This is a genomic window from Phyllobacterium sp. CL33Tsu, assembly GCF_900113985.1.
GTDB lineage: Bacteria > Pseudomonadota > Alphaproteobacteria > Rhizobiales > Rhizobiaceae > Phyllobacterium > Phyllobacterium pellucidum.
The window spans coordinates 753,142-766,857 of record NZ_FORJ01000001.1 but is presented as its reverse complement, the minus strand read 5'-3'; the positions used below and the strand labels follow the sequence as shown (position 1 = coordinate 766,857).

The following is a 13,716-nucleotide window of genomic DNA, read 5'->3' as shown; positions in this document are numbered from 1 at the left end:
ATCGCTTTTGAAGCACGCAGGCAAGGGAGGTTCCGGCATGAGCAAGCCATTCGACGCCATCGTCATCGGGGCAGGACAAGCTGGCCCATCGCTTGTCGGCCGGCTTACCGGAGCCGGGATGAAAGTGCTGATGGTCGAACGCAAGCTGTTCGGCGGCACCTGCGTCAACACCGGGTGCATGCCGACCAAAACCCTCGTGGCCAGCGCTTACGCTGCCCACCTTGCTCGGCGCGCCCCCAACTTCGGCATATTGGTCGGCACCGAAGTTAGTATCGATATGAAGCGGGTGAAGCAGCGAGCCGACACGGTCTCCTACAACGCGCGCACTGGAGTCGAAAAATGGTTGCGCGGCATGGAAAACTGTACGGTGATCGAGGGCCACGCGCGCTTCACTGCCCCAAACGAAATCGCCATCGGCAGCGAGACGTATACGGCGCCCCGCATTTTCCTTAATGTGGGCGGGCGGGCAAACATACCTGACATGCCCGGGATCAACGATATCGAGTATCTTACCAACGCCTCGATCCTTCAACTGGATGAGGTGCCCGAACATCTGGTCGTCGTTGGCGGCAGCTATATCGGCCTCGAATTTGCGCAAATGTACCGCCGATTTGGCGCCGAGGTGACGGTGGTCGAAAAGGGACCGCGCCTTGTCAGCCGCGAGGACGAGGACATCTCCGACGCCATCAAGGATATTCTCGAGGCCGAAGGCATCGCCATGCGGCTCAATGCGGAGTGCATATCGTTCAAGCTGCATCCGAACGGCGTCGAGGTCGGCGTGGATTGCACAAATGGCGCGCCGAGCGTCGTTGGGTCGCGCGTACTGATGGCGATCGGCCGGCGTCCCAACACGGACGATCTTGCCCTCGACAAGGCGGGCGTCGCCATGGACGAGCGCGGCTTTATCAAGGTCGATGATCATCTTGCGACGAACGTCGATGGCATCTGGGCGCTCGGCGATTGCAACGGACGCGGAGCGTTTACCCACACGGCCTATAATGACTATGAAATCGTCGCGGCCAATCTTTTGGACGGTGAGAACCGGAAGGTCAGCGAGCGTATTCCAGGTTATGCACTTTATATCGATCCGCCGCTTGGCCGGGTCGGCATGACCGAGAGCCAGGCCCGCGCGTCTGGCCGACCCATCCTCGTATCAAAGCGTCCGATGACGCGTGTTGGGCGCGCTGTAGAAAAGGATGAAACGCTGGGTTTCATGAAAGTGATAGCGGACGCCGAAACGCAAAAGATTCTCGGCGCGGCGATTCTCGGCACCAGCGGCGACGAAGCGATCCACGGTATACTCGACACGATGAATGCCGATGTCGGCTATCCGCAGCTGAAATGGTCGGTGCCGATCCATCCAACAGTGTCGGAGCTCATTCCGACACTGCTTGGCGACCTGAAGCCTGCCGGCTAGGGCATCTGCAGCTTCGGCAAGGTCATTCCATGACGGCGCTGTGGTCTGGCGGGGCCGCATCCGAACCGGGCTTGCGCAGCAGCATGACCAGCGGAATGGAGATGATCGACATGATCATCAACAGCTTGAAATCATCGATATAGGCGATGATCGTCGCCTGCTCGGTGATCATGCCGTCAAGCGCGGCGCGGCCGGCGGCTTTCATCGGGTCGAGATGCTGCATCACGGCCGGTGCATTGAAGGCATGATTGAACGGCGTCACATAGGCGGCGATGGAGGCGTGGTTGATCTGGACGTTCTCCGTCAACAGCGCCGAGACGATGGCGATGCCGACGCTCGATCCGATATTTCGCGACAGATTGTAGAGACCTGTGCCCTCGCCGCGCATATGGGCGGGCAGGGTGGCAAAGGCGATCGTCGTCAAGGGCACGAAAAGGAAGCCGAGTCCGGCACCCTGGATGAAGCCGACCGAAATGATCGTCCATTGTGAAATGTCGGGTGTCCAGCCGGTCATGTCGTACATTGCCCAGGCGGTGAGCGAAAAGCCGAAGATCAGCAACGCACGCGTGTCGATCTTGCCGATGAGGCGCCCGACGATGAACATCGAAATCATCGTGCCGACGCCGCGCGGGCCCATGACGATACCGGCGGTAATGACGGGATAACCCATCAGCGTCTGCAGATAGGGCGTCATAAGGGCGAGCGAAGCGAGGTAGGTGACGCCGATGACGAAGATGAAGAACATGCTGACGGAGAAGTTCCGGTCGAGGAAAAGGCGCGGATTGACGAAGGATTTCTTCGCCGTGAACGTATGCACGAGCAAAAGATAAAAGGCGCCGGCGCTGATCAGCGCCTCAACCTGGATTTCACCGGAGGAGAACCAGTTCAGCTGCTCGCCGCGGTCGAGGAAAAGCTGCAGCGTGGCAATCGCAAGGCTGAGCATGCCGAAGCCGAACCAGTCGAGCTTGGCGCCGATGTCGCGCTTGGTCTCGGAAACGAAGGCGACGATGCCGAAGAAGGCGAGCATGCCGATGGGCACGTTGATATAGAACACCCAACGCCAGCTGATATTGTCGGTGAGCCAGCCGCCGATGACGGGGCCAAGCACCGGTCCGACCATGACCGAGACGCCGAAGAGCGCCATCGCCTTGCCGCGCTCGTGCACTTCATAGATGTCGAGGAGAATGCCTTGGGAGAGCGGCACCAGCGCGGCGCCGAACAGGCCCTGCATCAGGCGGAAGACCACAATCTGCGGCAGCGTCTGGGCGAGCCCGCACAGGACCGATGCTACGACGAAGCCGACAATCGCCGTCAGGAGCACATTCTTGCGGCCGAAGCGCGCCGCGAGGAACCCTGAGGGCGGCGTCATGATGGCGGCGGCGACGATATAGGACGTCAAAACCCAATTGATCTGGTCGGCGCTCGCCGAGACGCTGCCCTGGATATAGGGCAGCGCAACGTTGGCGATCGTCGTATCCAGCGCCTGCATGATGACGGCGAGGATAACGCAGGCCGTGATTGCCCCGCGGTTCGCCACCACGGGGGCCGGACCTGAAAGCGCGACAGTGTTAGCCATGGCTCTTGCTACCAAAGCCCCCAAAGAGATCTGAGATGAATTTAGGCATGCCGCGGGCGTGGCCGGTTTCGACGTCAGCGGTGACGCTCATGCCGACGCGCAGCGGCGGCTTGCCGGAAAGATCGTCGATACTGACGCGCATGGGAATGCGCTGCACGACCTTCACCCAGTTGCCCGAAGTATTCTGGGCAGGCAGAAGCGAGAAGCTCGAGCCCGATGCCGGGCTGATGCTGGCAACCTTGCCCTTCCACTCGACGCCCGGATAGGTGTCGACACTGATCGTCACCGGCTGGCCCTCGCGAACATAGGTAAGTTCGGTTTCCTTCGGGCTGGCGGCAACCCACATATGCGTGGTCGAGACCAGGCTGAACCCGGCCTGCGATGCCTGCAGATAGGCGCCGACCTGCAGCGCGGAAACATTGGTGACGATACCGTCAAACGGCGCGCGCACGATAGTGCGGTCGAGGTTGCGCTGCGCATTGTCCACAGCCGACTGAGCCTGAAGATAGGACGGATTCTGTTCGACCGGCTGGTTCGGGTCATTGCCGAGCTGTGCCAGCGTGGCAGCAGCTTCCGCCTTGGCAACGTCCACTTTCTGCTGGGCGGCGTCGAGGTCGAGCTTGGCCTTGTCATAGGCAGCCTTGGAAACCGCCGCAGTTGCGGTCAAATCCTGCTGACGCTGCAGTGTCTTGTTGTAGAATGGGACGTCGGTCTCCGCCTGCGTGATTTCGGCGAGCGATTGCTTGTAGCTCGCCGCGAGGTTCAGGATCTGGTTGCGGACGACACCAAGCTGCGCCTTCGCGCCCGCAAGAGCGATTTCATAGGCGCTCGGATCGAGCCGGAAGAGCACGTCGCCTTGTTTGACCATCTGGTTGTCGTGAACCTCGATCGACTGCACCATTCCGGAAACATCGGTCGAAACACCGACCATGTCGGCCTGCACATAGGCATTGTCCGTGGACATGACCTGGCCGCCAGTAACGTAGAAATAGCTGCCCGCGATCACGGAGATCGGCAGCACCGCGAACAGGAGCGGCCGTCTCAGGCTGCGGCGCGGCCGGGCCGGTGCTGGCGGCGCTTCCTTGGTCACCGGGATTGCTGGCGTGTCGATTGTGGTGTCGCGCTGTTCAAGGACTGTGTCGTTGCGCTGTGAAGGAGCAGGAGCCTGATCCGAATTGGCGGGAATGCGCGTGGAAGGTGAACCATCAGCCATGATTTTTCTCTCTATCATCGACCGGCGTCTGGCATGCGTCGATCAAGTTCGTCTTCATAAGGGTAAGGGTGCGGATGAGGTGATCGCGGTCCTCCACCGAAACGCCGGCGAGTGCCTCGCCCCGCGTTGCTTCGCCGATCACGCCCATGTCGGCGAGCAGCGGCCGCGTCTCTTCACGCAGGAAAAGCAGCCATACGCGCCGATCCGTCGGATGCCGGCGACGCTCGATCATGCCGCGCTCCTCGAGCTTGTCGAGAATGCGGACCAAGGTGATCGGTTCAATTTCCAGAATCTCGGCAAGGCGCGCCTGGTGAATCCCCTCGATATTGGCAAGGTATGCCAGCGTCTGCCACTGCGACCGCGTCAATCCGAGATGCTTCGCACGCTGTTCAAAGCGCTTGCGCATCAGGCGCGCGACGTCGTGCAGCAGAAAGCCAAGGATCTTTGTGTTGTTCATAGGTGGAGTACTGTTCATAGATGGATAATTTCATAAGGGTGCTTATTACATTGGTGCATATAACAATGATGCTAGGCAATAAAAAGATGACAGCTTGCCTCAGCCTGCAAAAATTTGGGCTTTGCCCTCAATTTGTTGTGAAAGCGGCCCGGGTGCTCGGTTTGGCGGTCAGTCCTGGTGGAGTTCCAGCATCCAAGTCTGCCCGATGAGGTCGTGGCCGAACGAATGGTGCTTCTCCTCATCGATCAACCGGAAGCCGGCAGCTTCGTAGATGCGGCGTGCTGAAATCAGTACGTCGTTGGTCCACAATTTGAGTTGGCGGTATCCCTTGGCCCGCGCCTCTTCAATGCACATTGCAACGAGTTCCCGGCCAATGCCCAAGCCACGTGCGGAAGGCTCGACATAGAGCAGCCGCAGCTTGGCGACGCCTTCTTCATCGCCTTTGACGAGGAAGATCGACCCGGCGATCGCGCCATTATGTTCGGCCACCCACGCAGACTCCCGCTCCGGATCGAAATGCGCGACGAACTTGCCGAGGATGTCGCAGACAAGCCCCTCATAGGTCCAATCCCAGCCATACTCGGCATGATAAAGCGCCATCTGCCGGTGGATGATCCAGCCGATATCGCCCGGCCGCAGGCCACGGTAGGTGACGGCATTTCGCTGTGCCTCGCTTGAATCGAGAAGCGCATGAATATGGCGCATCGCGGCGACGAGCTGCGTGCGCGCGTCCGCAGCGAGTGGCGCCAGCAGCCCTTCGATCTGTTGTTGCGAGCCGAGGTCCAGCGCGGCGAACGCTTTCTTTCCTGCCGGAGTCAAAGCGATCAAGCGGTGCTTGCCGTGTGCGGGACTGACGCGCACACCAATGAGCTTGCGCTTGGCAAATCGGGCGACGATCCGGCTGAGATGCGCCTTGTCCATACCGAGGCTGCGACCGAGCTCTGCCGCGGTCTGCTCGCCATTATTGGCGAGTTCGTAAAGCACGCGGGCTTCGGCCAGCGTATAGTCGCTGGCCAGGAGGCGCTTGTCGAGAAGGCCGATCTCCTTGGTGAAAAATCGGTTGAACTGTCGGAATTCTTCGATGGCATTCATGGTTGGACCTCAATGTTGTCGGTGACAACATATAATGGGTCGTCGGCTTTAGGCAAGTGAGTTGCAACCGGAGGTATGCGGCATTGTCGTTCAACCGGTGATATGTTTAGTTTCGGTCCAAAAGGCGTGAAAGTGGCAAGCGTGGAAACAATCACCGATAAACCTTGGACCAGTGAGCAGAAGCCGCCGGTCGAGACCGAATTGAAGCTGCTTGTGGCAGTCGAACGATTCGCTGCCTTCCGCGAAAGTGCCTTGCAGCGCCTTTCCGCGCGGAACAAGGGGATCATCCGCCGGCTCGAAGCGATCTACTTCGACACGCCAGATCATGCATTGTTCGACGCGGGACTGACGCTACGCGTCAGGCGCACCGGCCGGAGCTTTACCCAGACGGTCAAGCGCACGGCTTCCAACGGAGCCCTGTCGCGCCACGAATGGGAATCGCCAGTCCATGCGATGGCCCCCGATCTGGGTTCATTGCCGCTTCTGGAAATCGGCGCCCCGTTCGATAAGCTCGATCCGCAATCGCTCTTTCCTGCATTCGCCACCAATGTGCGGCGGCACGCGCTCATGGTCGATGTTCCGGGCGCCCAGATCGAGGTCGCCTTCGATGACGGGAAAGTCGAGGCAGGCGCCTGGCAGCAGCCGATCTCGGAAGTGGAACTTGAGTTGAAGCAGGGGCGCCCGGCGGCGCTTTATGAACTTGGCCTCAGCCTCATGGAAACCGAGCCGCTCCGGCTCGGCGTCCAGACGAAATCGGATCGCGGCTATGCACTCGCCTGCATCAAGACGCCCAAGGCATTCAAGGCAACGCAGTCCGGAATTGGCCGCGACGATATTGTTGACGATGCCATCGCCGCTCTCCTGGGCAATTGCCATCAGCAGATACTCGCCAATCTCGTTCCCGCCGAGCTCTCCGAAGTGCCGGATGGCGTCCATCAGTTGCGGGTGGGACTGCGCCGGCTGCGCACATTGCTTTGGCTGCTGCGCCACGAAATCGGTGCCCCGGCGCTGGCTGCACTCGAAGCCGAAGCCAAGCAGCTTGCCAGCAATCTTGGACCTGCCCGCAACTGGGAGGTGTTCATCTCATCGACCGTCGCCAACCTCGAGATGGCCGAACTCGAAGATATCGACTTTTCCGGCCTCAGGATGGCTGCGCATCCCTTCAGGGACGAGGCCTATGTGAAGGTGCGTGAGGTGCTCGCCTCGCCGGGCGTCAATCGCTTCCTGCTTTCACTCGGTCTCGTGATCGAGCAGCGCAACTGGCGCAATGACATCAGCGCCGGCACGCTTGGCGTTCTGTCGGAGCCGGTGGGCAAGCTTGGTGCACGCGTCCTTGGCCGCATCGAGCGTAAGGCGCTCAAGCTTGGCCGGCATTTCCGCCATCTGGCGCCCGAGCAAAGGCACAAAGTACGAATCACACTGAAAAAGCTGCGCTATGCGCTGGAGTTCTTTCTGCCGCTCTATGCCGGTCATGGAGCGACGGGCAAGTATCTGAAGCGCCTCTCGCATTTGCAGGATTCCCTTGGCGCTGAAAACGATATCGTGACGTCACGCGAACTGCTGCACCAGGTCAGCGAGGCAACGACCGATCCCGGTGTTCACCGCGCGATTGGTGCCGTGAAAGGCTGGCAGCGCTGCTATCAAATCGGCAAGGCAGATCAATTGCTGAGCGACTGGAAAAACTTCGAGCGCCAGCCGCTGTTTTCGGATTAGGTCTCACTGGGATGGACCGCTATTGCCGGCAGCAAAGCCGGTCCAGGTGGAATCGATATTCAGCCATGTGTTGGCCGGCTGCAACGACTTGAAACCGAGGCTGCGCTGCAGGGGTGCGGACCCGCGATCAAAGCTGTTGCGATAGAGAATGGTATTGTATTTGCGCGAACTGCGCGGCGGCGCTTCCTTAAAATTTCCATTATAGGTCCACATCAGGCGGAAGCCATCGATGAACCCGAAGGGAAGGTTGGTGAACCTGTTCTTCTCGAACACCGTGCCATTATAGTCGGCACCCTCGTAGCTCCAGCTTTCGTATTCGACGCCGATATGGGCAAGTCGATCAAATGTGTTGTTGCGGTAAATATTGCCGAGACCGCCCCAGACCCCGGCTGTTCCTGCATCCGTGAATGTCGTTCCGACATAAAGCCCACTATTGCTGTCGGAGATGGTGTTGTTCGAATATTGCAGGAAGTAGGGGCTGAGGCCCGACGTTGACGTCAATGCGACGGTCATCATGGCGTGGCGCATTTGCGAAATCCGATTGCTGTCCACCACTGCATCGTAAACATTGCCGTAGAGCAGGACCGCCGTCGAATCCGAGTCGTGCTCGGCATAGCTCGCGCGGCCTTCGAAGCTGTTCTTGTAGATGGCGATCTGCGATGCGGTGGCGGCGAATGCAAACCGGCTCGACCGGTCGGGAACGACGTTCCAGGGTCGGTCCAACATCGCCGTGTTGGCTTTCACGTTAACGATATGGCGACGTTGCCCTGCGCCAGCGCCGCCGACGATCACCAGATCGCGGCCGCTCCGCTCATCGGGTGCAGCCAACCCTGCGAGCGTCACGCTGGTCGGCGTCGCTCCGATTAAGCCATCCTTGAGCTCACTGCCGACCATTTCGAAGCAGATCTGTTCGCCCTTGTTGCAATCGACGGTGTCGCAGTCGTGCGGCGCGGCATTGTGGGAGCGATTGCCCTCCCAATACATGTTACGGAGGTTGCCGAAATGCCCCTGCGCGACGAAGAAACGGCCGATGCCGTGGCCGTCGTCGCGGGTCTCATCGGCATTGGCAAGATCGTTGCCGATCATCGAAAAGTCGCGGCCGCCCCAAAGTGCAACAACCGATTCGCCATAGCCGGTCATGCGGAACCGGTTATTGGTCATGAACAGCTGGTTGCTGCTGCCATAGAATGATCCATTCTCGATGAGCTCGGAACCATCGATGTAGATACCGGACGAACGGTCCGTTTCCAGCGCCGGAATATTCCATGCAATGAGCCGCACCGATTGCAGCCGCAAATTCGAGACGGCGCCGAGGTTCATGAGCGGCTTCGAACCGGTATTGCCATTGGCGTCGAACGTCAGCCGCTCGAACTGCACACTACGCTCCGCCTGGTCGATCATGCGCGTACCCGTATTGGCATCGAGCTTTATGACCGTCTGGTCCATGCCGTCGCCAAGCCAACGGACATTGTCCGGCGCGCTCAGCGCGGAAGACACGCGATAGGTCCCGGCGGGAAGATGCAGCGTTGCGGGCGCGCTTGCTGCTGCAGCCTCGAGCGCTGCCTTGATAGCGCTGGTATCGTCGCTGGTGCCATTGCCTGTCGCGCCAAACGATTTGACATCGAGGATACGCGCTTCCTGTCCCGCCCAGGGCGACTTGCCGAGTACCCGCAGCGGCAGCGGCCCACTCCAGCCGAAGCGGCCGCCATGGCCGTTATGGGCCCAGACTTCGTAGGAGCCAGCCGCGAGGTCCGGGACCTTGAACTCGACCCGGAAGGGGTTGACGGATGTGGGGGCGACGAACAGGCCGGGCGCGTTCGCAGGCTTGATGTAGATAAAGGCCGTCGACGTGCCGTTCATATGCGCAAGGTTGCGTCCGTAGAGCGAAATGGCCGTCCCTGCCGTCGTATTGTTCGGGCCGAGCCACCAGGCTTCGGTACGGTTGACGGCAAAGGGCTTGCCGCGCGCCCCGTCGCGTTCCGGCCAAACGAGATACATCGACCATGCCGGCAGGGAGGCGGGGAGCAGCAGTGTTGCTGCGCTCGCATCGGCGCGTAGCGGCTTGGACGAGGAGAGGTTGCCCTCGATTGCGGTGGGCGCCTGCGCGAAAATTCCAAAGCCGGTTTGCTTGTCCAGCCCGACACCCGTCATCGAGATGATTTCATCGGGTCCGGCAGTGCGCGAGATTTCCGCAATTGCGGGTGCGCCCGCACCGGCGGCAAATGCCGGTGGCGCAAAACGATCGATTTCGGGTGGCAAGGACGGTTCAGGGTGCGGAACGGGAAAACCAAAATCCGCCGGTTCTGCATTTCTGGTGCCGGCCGCGGCCGACGCGGCGTTTCCAGTGGGGGCCGCACCTGCGCCGGCCATCAGGCCCAACACCAATACGGAACCCGCAATCACCGCCATGATCGACCGTGGAAAATGGCGCATGCCGAACTCGCCCCCTGTTGTTCGTGCATGAAGCCAGAGCACGCGGCGATTTGATAGAAGGCGCTCGATAAATTGAACGTGATTATCGTGTGCAACAGAAGCGCGGCGAGGAGAAACTGGTGCCGCTTGCGTGACTCGAACACGCGACCCCATCATTACGAATTGTTTTTTCGTATTTATTTCAGATAGTTATTCTGGATTTACTGAGCTCAGCGGATTAGATAAAACCTTGATCCGACTAGGCTTTCAATGAGGTAGCACAGGATCGCACGCTGTGTGACCCTGTGACGCTACTAACCCACTGCTGCCATTTCGGCATTTCTGATTCAGCATCTTCTACCGGATTTCAAATCGGGAAGACATCTTTTTTGCGTTTGCCTAAGACGTCCTCAAACTTCAGCACCTGAGAACTAAAATGTACTGGACTTCAACCTTTGTGAACGTATTGATACGAGGATTCAATCTGGACGATTCGGTGTTTTTTGTTATCTAAGAGCACAAAATATTGAGGAACTTACGGTGAAGAAAACGCGGCGCAAGCTTCCTGATCCGACACATATTGATGAAGCGGAAAAGCAGATATTAGAATACTCACGAACCGTAAAGTTTACGGTAACGGAGTATTCTTTCGAATTCATAGTCCAGAAACTAAATTCTGATCGCTACTACGTGCCGGACTATCAGCGTGCGCTAGTCTGGAACCAGGCTAAACAGTCTAAATTTATCGAGTCCGTTTTTATGGGCTTGCCAATTCCCTTCGTGTTCTTTTGGCAAGATAAAGATGGGCGGATGGAAATCGTGGATGGTTCGCAGCGCCTGCGAACAATCAGAGACTTTATGGCCGACAAATTTGCTTTGAAGGATTTAGAGACGATACCGGCCGCCAATGGTTTGCGGTACACGGACTTTTCTGGGGCCAGGCAGCTTAAATTCGCAGAGACTGCAATTCGCGTAATTATTCTCGATAATACGACGGACGAAGTCACCCGTACTGAAATGTTCGCCCGAATCAATACTGGCGGCACGACGGCAAACGACGCGGAGATTCGGCGCGGCAGCCTTCCTGGCCTTTTCATGGATTTGATTGTCGATCTGTCCAAAAAACCGGAGTTCATTGATCTAACCCCGATCAGTCCGCAACTTGTCGACAAGCGCGAGCGGGAAGAACTTATAGCGCGCTTCTTCGCCTATCTTGAGAGCTTCAAGCCCGACTCTGCTGGAGGCGATGGCGATATACCGACCTATAGAGAAGAGCCACGGCGGTTCTACTTCACTTTCGTTAAAGAAATGAACGAGCGGATTGCTGCCGAGATCGCAGCAACGGGGACATCGCCCCTTGCTGCTGCAATGAAAGATGAATTCGAGCGAGTCCTTGCTTTCGTGAATAAAGTTTCTCCAAACGGCTTCACGAAATCTGAGACCGGTAATCAAGTTCCCCGCGTTAGGTTCGAAGCCATTGCGGTGGGTTCGGCTCTTGCCCTTCGGGCCGACCCCACGATCTTCGATCGAGTGGCAGACATTTCGCCACTTCTGGAATCCCAAGATTTCGCGACCGCCACGACGTCCCACGCAGCCAATGTGAAGAGCAGGCTACTGGGGCGAATTAAGCTGGTTCGAGACTGGTTGTTGCTAAAATGAGAGACGTCCTAGCTTACCTTGAAGAAAGACGATACGAGTTTGCGCGCCATTTAAAGGTGGCGCGACTGCTCCAGTCTCGCGTTGACGAATCAGTGGGGGAAGAAGATACTCAAATAGAAGTGAGGCATGTCAATACCCTCAAGTCCGGCCTATTGATTCATCTGTACAACATCGTCGAGGCCGTAACAACAAGAACCTTGGCGGTAGTCGGTGGAACCGTGGTGACAGAGCGACCTAAACGCTGGACCGAAGCAATTTTGAGGGAATGGGTACGTGCTGCCATATGGAGTGGCGAGGAGCGAGTTGGCGAAGGAGCGCTGACAAGATTGACACAAGTGAGTGGGGCTTTAGTGTCAGGTGAATCTCCGGAGGCTTTTGTCGTCAAGGGGGAGCCAGGGAGTTGGGACGATGAGGCGATTAAAAAAGTCGCCGATCGTCTGGGGTGTGCGCTCGTGCTAACCGAAGAGGTCAAGCGTGGTGCTTATGAGCGCGTATATCGCGACGAGACTACTGCCCTTAAATATCTGGCTCGTCGGAGAAACGAAATCGCACATGGACACTCCACCTTTGAAGAAGGGGCACATGACTTGACATTGGACGAGCTTTCAAATTTGGCAAATAGAGTTTTGCCATTCCTTGAATATGTTACGCGATCATATGATGCGTTCCTGAATGAAAGGGGATATCTGGCGGCCGAAGAGGCTGTGGTATGAGTGTGGAAAACCCAATCGTTGCCGTTGATTTGTTCTGTGGAGTCGGTGGTTTGACGCACGGCTTGACGAAGGCCGGTATTAAGGTGCGGCTTGGTGTCGACCTTGATCCTGCCTGCCGCTTTCCGATGCAAGCCAACAATGCTGCCAAGTTTCTTGAAGCGGATGTTGGTTCACTTATGCCGTCTGATATTCAGAATGCATTCGGAGACTCCGAAATAACGTTGCTCGCCGGCTGTGCACCTTGTCAGCCCTTTTCGTCTTATGCTCAATCTGCCAAACGCGATGGGCCACACGAAGATTGGGAACTGCTTACGTCATTTTCCAAATTGGTCCTGGCTGTTCGCCCAACATTGGTAACGATGGAAAATGTTCCTCCGCTGAGCAAGCAGCAGATTTTCAAAGATTTTGTCTCCGATCTCCACACGGCCGGATACTATGTCGATTTTAAAGCAGTAGATGGCCGCACTATTGGCTTGCCGCAAAGGCGGCAGCGGCTTGTTCTAGTGGCTTCTCTGCTCGGTCCGATTACAATCCCGGATGCAGATAAGGCTCAGGTCAGCGTACGGGATACGATCGGCGGTTTGCCAGCGTTAACTGCCGGTGCTTCGGACCCAAATGATCCGCTCCATGCGTCCGCGTCTCTCAGCGAATTGAACCTTTCGCGCATACGTCATTCTACGCCGGGCGGAACTTGGCGAGACTGGCCAAAGGATCTAATTTCTGGGTGCCATGCACGAGAGTCCGGCTCCACATACCCCTCGGTGTATGGTCGAATGGAGTGGGACAAGCCTGCGCCCACAATGACCACTCAGTGCTATGGCTTCGGGAACGGAAGGTTCGGGCATCCCGAGCAAGACCGTGCGATCAGTTTGCGCGAAGCCGCCATGATACAGAGTTTTCCGAAAGATTATCAATTTATTCCAGATGGGGAGCCCATTAATTTTAGCACACTTGGAAGGATGATTGGTAATGCCGTGCCGGTGCTCTTGGGCGAGTTCATAGGAGAGATTCTCGTTAATCACGTAAAGAGTTGTGGCGAGAAGTCTTGATCAGCTTAGATCCACCAATAAAGCCCGAACGTTCTTCGCTGATGGCCCGCGTAGGCCCCCAAGATACCAAACCAGAGATGATCGTTCGTAGAGTTCTCCACTCCATGGGTTATCGGTTTCGTCTACAGGCGAAAGAGCTTCCAGGACGACCGGACATCGTCTTTCGGCCCCGGAAAAAGGCGATCTTTGTTCATGGCTGTTTCTGGCACCGGCATCCCGGGTGCCGAAAAGCGACAACTCCGAAGACGAGAACGAAGTTTTGGGAAGCAAAGTTTTCGTCCAACCAGGCTCGCGACGAAAAGGTGATAATAGAGTTGGACCGGATTGGATGGTCTTGTTTGGTCGTCTGGGAGTGCGAAACTAATAATATCGAAAAGCTGTCCGAGGTATTGGAAGAATTTCTCAGGTAAAACTT

11 protein-coding genes are annotated in these 13,716 nt (G+C 57.6%); 6 read left to right on the top strand and 5 right to left on the bottom strand.

Annotated features, from left to right (window positions below; translation table 11 throughout):
• The first annotated feature begins 37 nt into the window (after window positions 1-37).
• Window positions 38-1,417, top strand: a complete 1,380-nt coding sequence (locus tag BM074_RS03815) for an FAD-containing oxidoreductase (protein ID WP_091921427.1) — start codon at window positions 38-40, stop codon at window positions 1,415-1,417.
• Window positions 1,418-1,439: 22 nt separating this feature from the next.
• Here BM074_RS03815 and BM074_RS03810 read toward each other — a convergent pair whose 3' ends face one another.
• The 4 genes from BM074_RS03810 to BM074_RS03795 form a co-directional block, all read right to left on the bottom strand.
• A complete protein-coding gene (locus BM074_RS03810) occupies window positions 1,440-2,993 on the bottom strand; it encodes an MDR family MFS transporter (protein ID WP_027230394.1) in 1,554 nt (517 codons plus the stop codon).
• Window positions 2,986-4,206 carry an HlyD family secretion protein gene (locus BM074_RS03805; RefSeq protein WP_091919858.1) on the bottom strand — a complete coding sequence of 407 codons (1,221 nt, stop codon included), beginning with the start codon at window positions 4,204-4,206 and terminating at the stop codon, window positions 2,986-2,988. Before BM074_RS03805 ends, BM074_RS03810 begins: the two co-directional genes overlap by 8 nt.
• The gene (locus tag BM074_RS03800) at window positions 4,199-4,663 is read right to left on the bottom strand and encodes a MarR family winged helix-turn-helix transcriptional regulator (RefSeq protein ID WP_091919856.1); all 465 of its coding nucleotides are present in this window, start codon (window positions 4,661-4,663) and stop codon (window positions 4,199-4,201) included. Before BM074_RS03800 ends, BM074_RS03805 begins: the two co-directional genes overlap by 8 nt.
• A gap of 168 nt (window positions 4,664-4,831) precedes the next feature.
• On the bottom strand, window positions 4,832-5,755 hold the full coding sequence (locus tag BM074_RS03795) for a bifunctional helix-turn-helix transcriptional regulator/GNAT family N-acetyltransferase (protein ID WP_091919854.1): 924 nt from the start codon (window positions 5,753-5,755) through the stop codon (window positions 4,832-4,834).
• Window positions 5,756-5,896: 141 nt separating this feature from the next.
• Between BM074_RS03795 and BM074_RS03790 the strand changes: the two genes are divergently transcribed.
• A complete protein-coding gene (locus BM074_RS03790; protein ID WP_175498883.1) occupies window positions 5,897-7,468 on the top strand; it encodes a CYTH and CHAD domain-containing protein in 1,572 nt (523 codons plus the stop codon).
• Window positions 7,469-7,471: 3 nt separating this feature from the next.
• Here the strand turns inward: BM074_RS03790 and BM074_RS03785 are convergent, their stop codons facing one another.
• Window positions 7,472-9,901, bottom strand: coding sequence for a right-handed parallel beta-helix repeat-containing protein (locus BM074_RS03785; RefSeq protein ID WP_244532720.1), 2,430 nt, complete (start codon window positions 9,899-9,901; stop codon window positions 7,472-7,474).
• 519 nt (window positions 9,902-10,420) lie between these two features.
• Here BM074_RS03785 and BM074_RS03780 point away from each other — a divergent pair.
• From BM074_RS03780 to vsr, 4 genes are read left to right on the top strand one after another with little or no spacing between them, the layout of a single operon-like run.
• Window positions 10,421-11,539 carry a DUF262 domain-containing protein gene (locus BM074_RS03780; RefSeq protein ID WP_091919850.1) on the top strand — a complete coding sequence of 373 codons (1,119 nt, stop codon included), beginning with the start codon at window positions 10,421-10,423 and terminating at the stop codon, window positions 11,537-11,539.
• Window positions 11,536-12,252 (top strand): MAE_28990/MAE_18760 family HEPN-like nuclease, encoded by a 717-nt coding sequence (locus tag BM074_RS03775; RefSeq protein ID WP_091919848.1) that lies wholly within the window; start codon window positions 11,536-11,538, stop codon window positions 12,250-12,252. The genes BM074_RS03780 and BM074_RS03775 overlap by 4 nt, the downstream gene beginning before the upstream one ends.
• Window positions 12,249-13,301 (top strand): DNA cytosine methyltransferase, encoded by a 1,053-nt coding sequence (locus BM074_RS03770; protein WP_091919846.1) that lies wholly within the window; start codon window positions 12,249-12,251, stop codon window positions 13,299-13,301. The genes BM074_RS03775 and BM074_RS03770 overlap by 4 nt, the downstream gene beginning before the upstream one ends.
• Window positions 13,283-13,711, top strand: a complete 429-nt coding sequence (gene vsr, locus BM074_RS03765; RefSeq protein ID WP_348271651.1) for a very short patch repair endonuclease — start codon at window positions 13,283-13,285, stop codon at window positions 13,709-13,711. The genes BM074_RS03770 and vsr overlap by 19 nt, the downstream gene beginning before the upstream one ends.
• The last annotated feature ends 5 nt before the right edge of the window (window positions 13,712-13,716 follow it).

Bases quoted from the DNA above. Each gene is read 5' to 3' on its own strand.
- BM074_RS03815 (WP_091921427.1), top strand. From the start codon at position 38: ATGAGCAAGCCATTCGACGCCATCGTCATCGGGGCAGGACAAGCTGGC.
- BM074_RS03810 (WP_027230394.1), bottom strand. From the start codon at position 2,993: ATGGCTAACACTGTCGCGCTTTCAGGTCCGGCCCCCGTGGTGGCGAAC.
- BM074_RS03805 (WP_091919858.1), bottom strand. From the start codon at position 4,206: ATGGCTGATGGTTCACCTTCCACGCGCATTCCCGCCAATTCGGATCAG.
- BM074_RS03800 (WP_091919856.1), bottom strand. From the start codon at position 4,663: ATGAACAACACAAAGATCCTTGGCTTTCTGCTGCACGACGTCGCGCGC.
- BM074_RS03795 (WP_091919854.1), bottom strand. From the start codon at position 5,755: ATGAATGCCATCGAAGAATTCCGACAGTTCAACCGATTTTTCACCAAG.
- BM074_RS03785 (WP_244532720.1), bottom strand. From the start codon at position 9,901: ATGCGCCATTTTCCACGGTCGATCATGGCGGTGATTGCGGGTTCCGTA.
- BM074_RS03775 (WP_091919848.1), top strand. From the start codon at position 11,536: ATGAGAGACGTCCTAGCTTACCTTGAAGAAAGACGATACGAGTTTGCG.
- BM074_RS03770 (WP_091919846.1), top strand. From the start codon at position 12,249: ATGAGTGTGGAAAACCCAATCGTTGCCGTTGATTTGTTCTGTGGAGTC.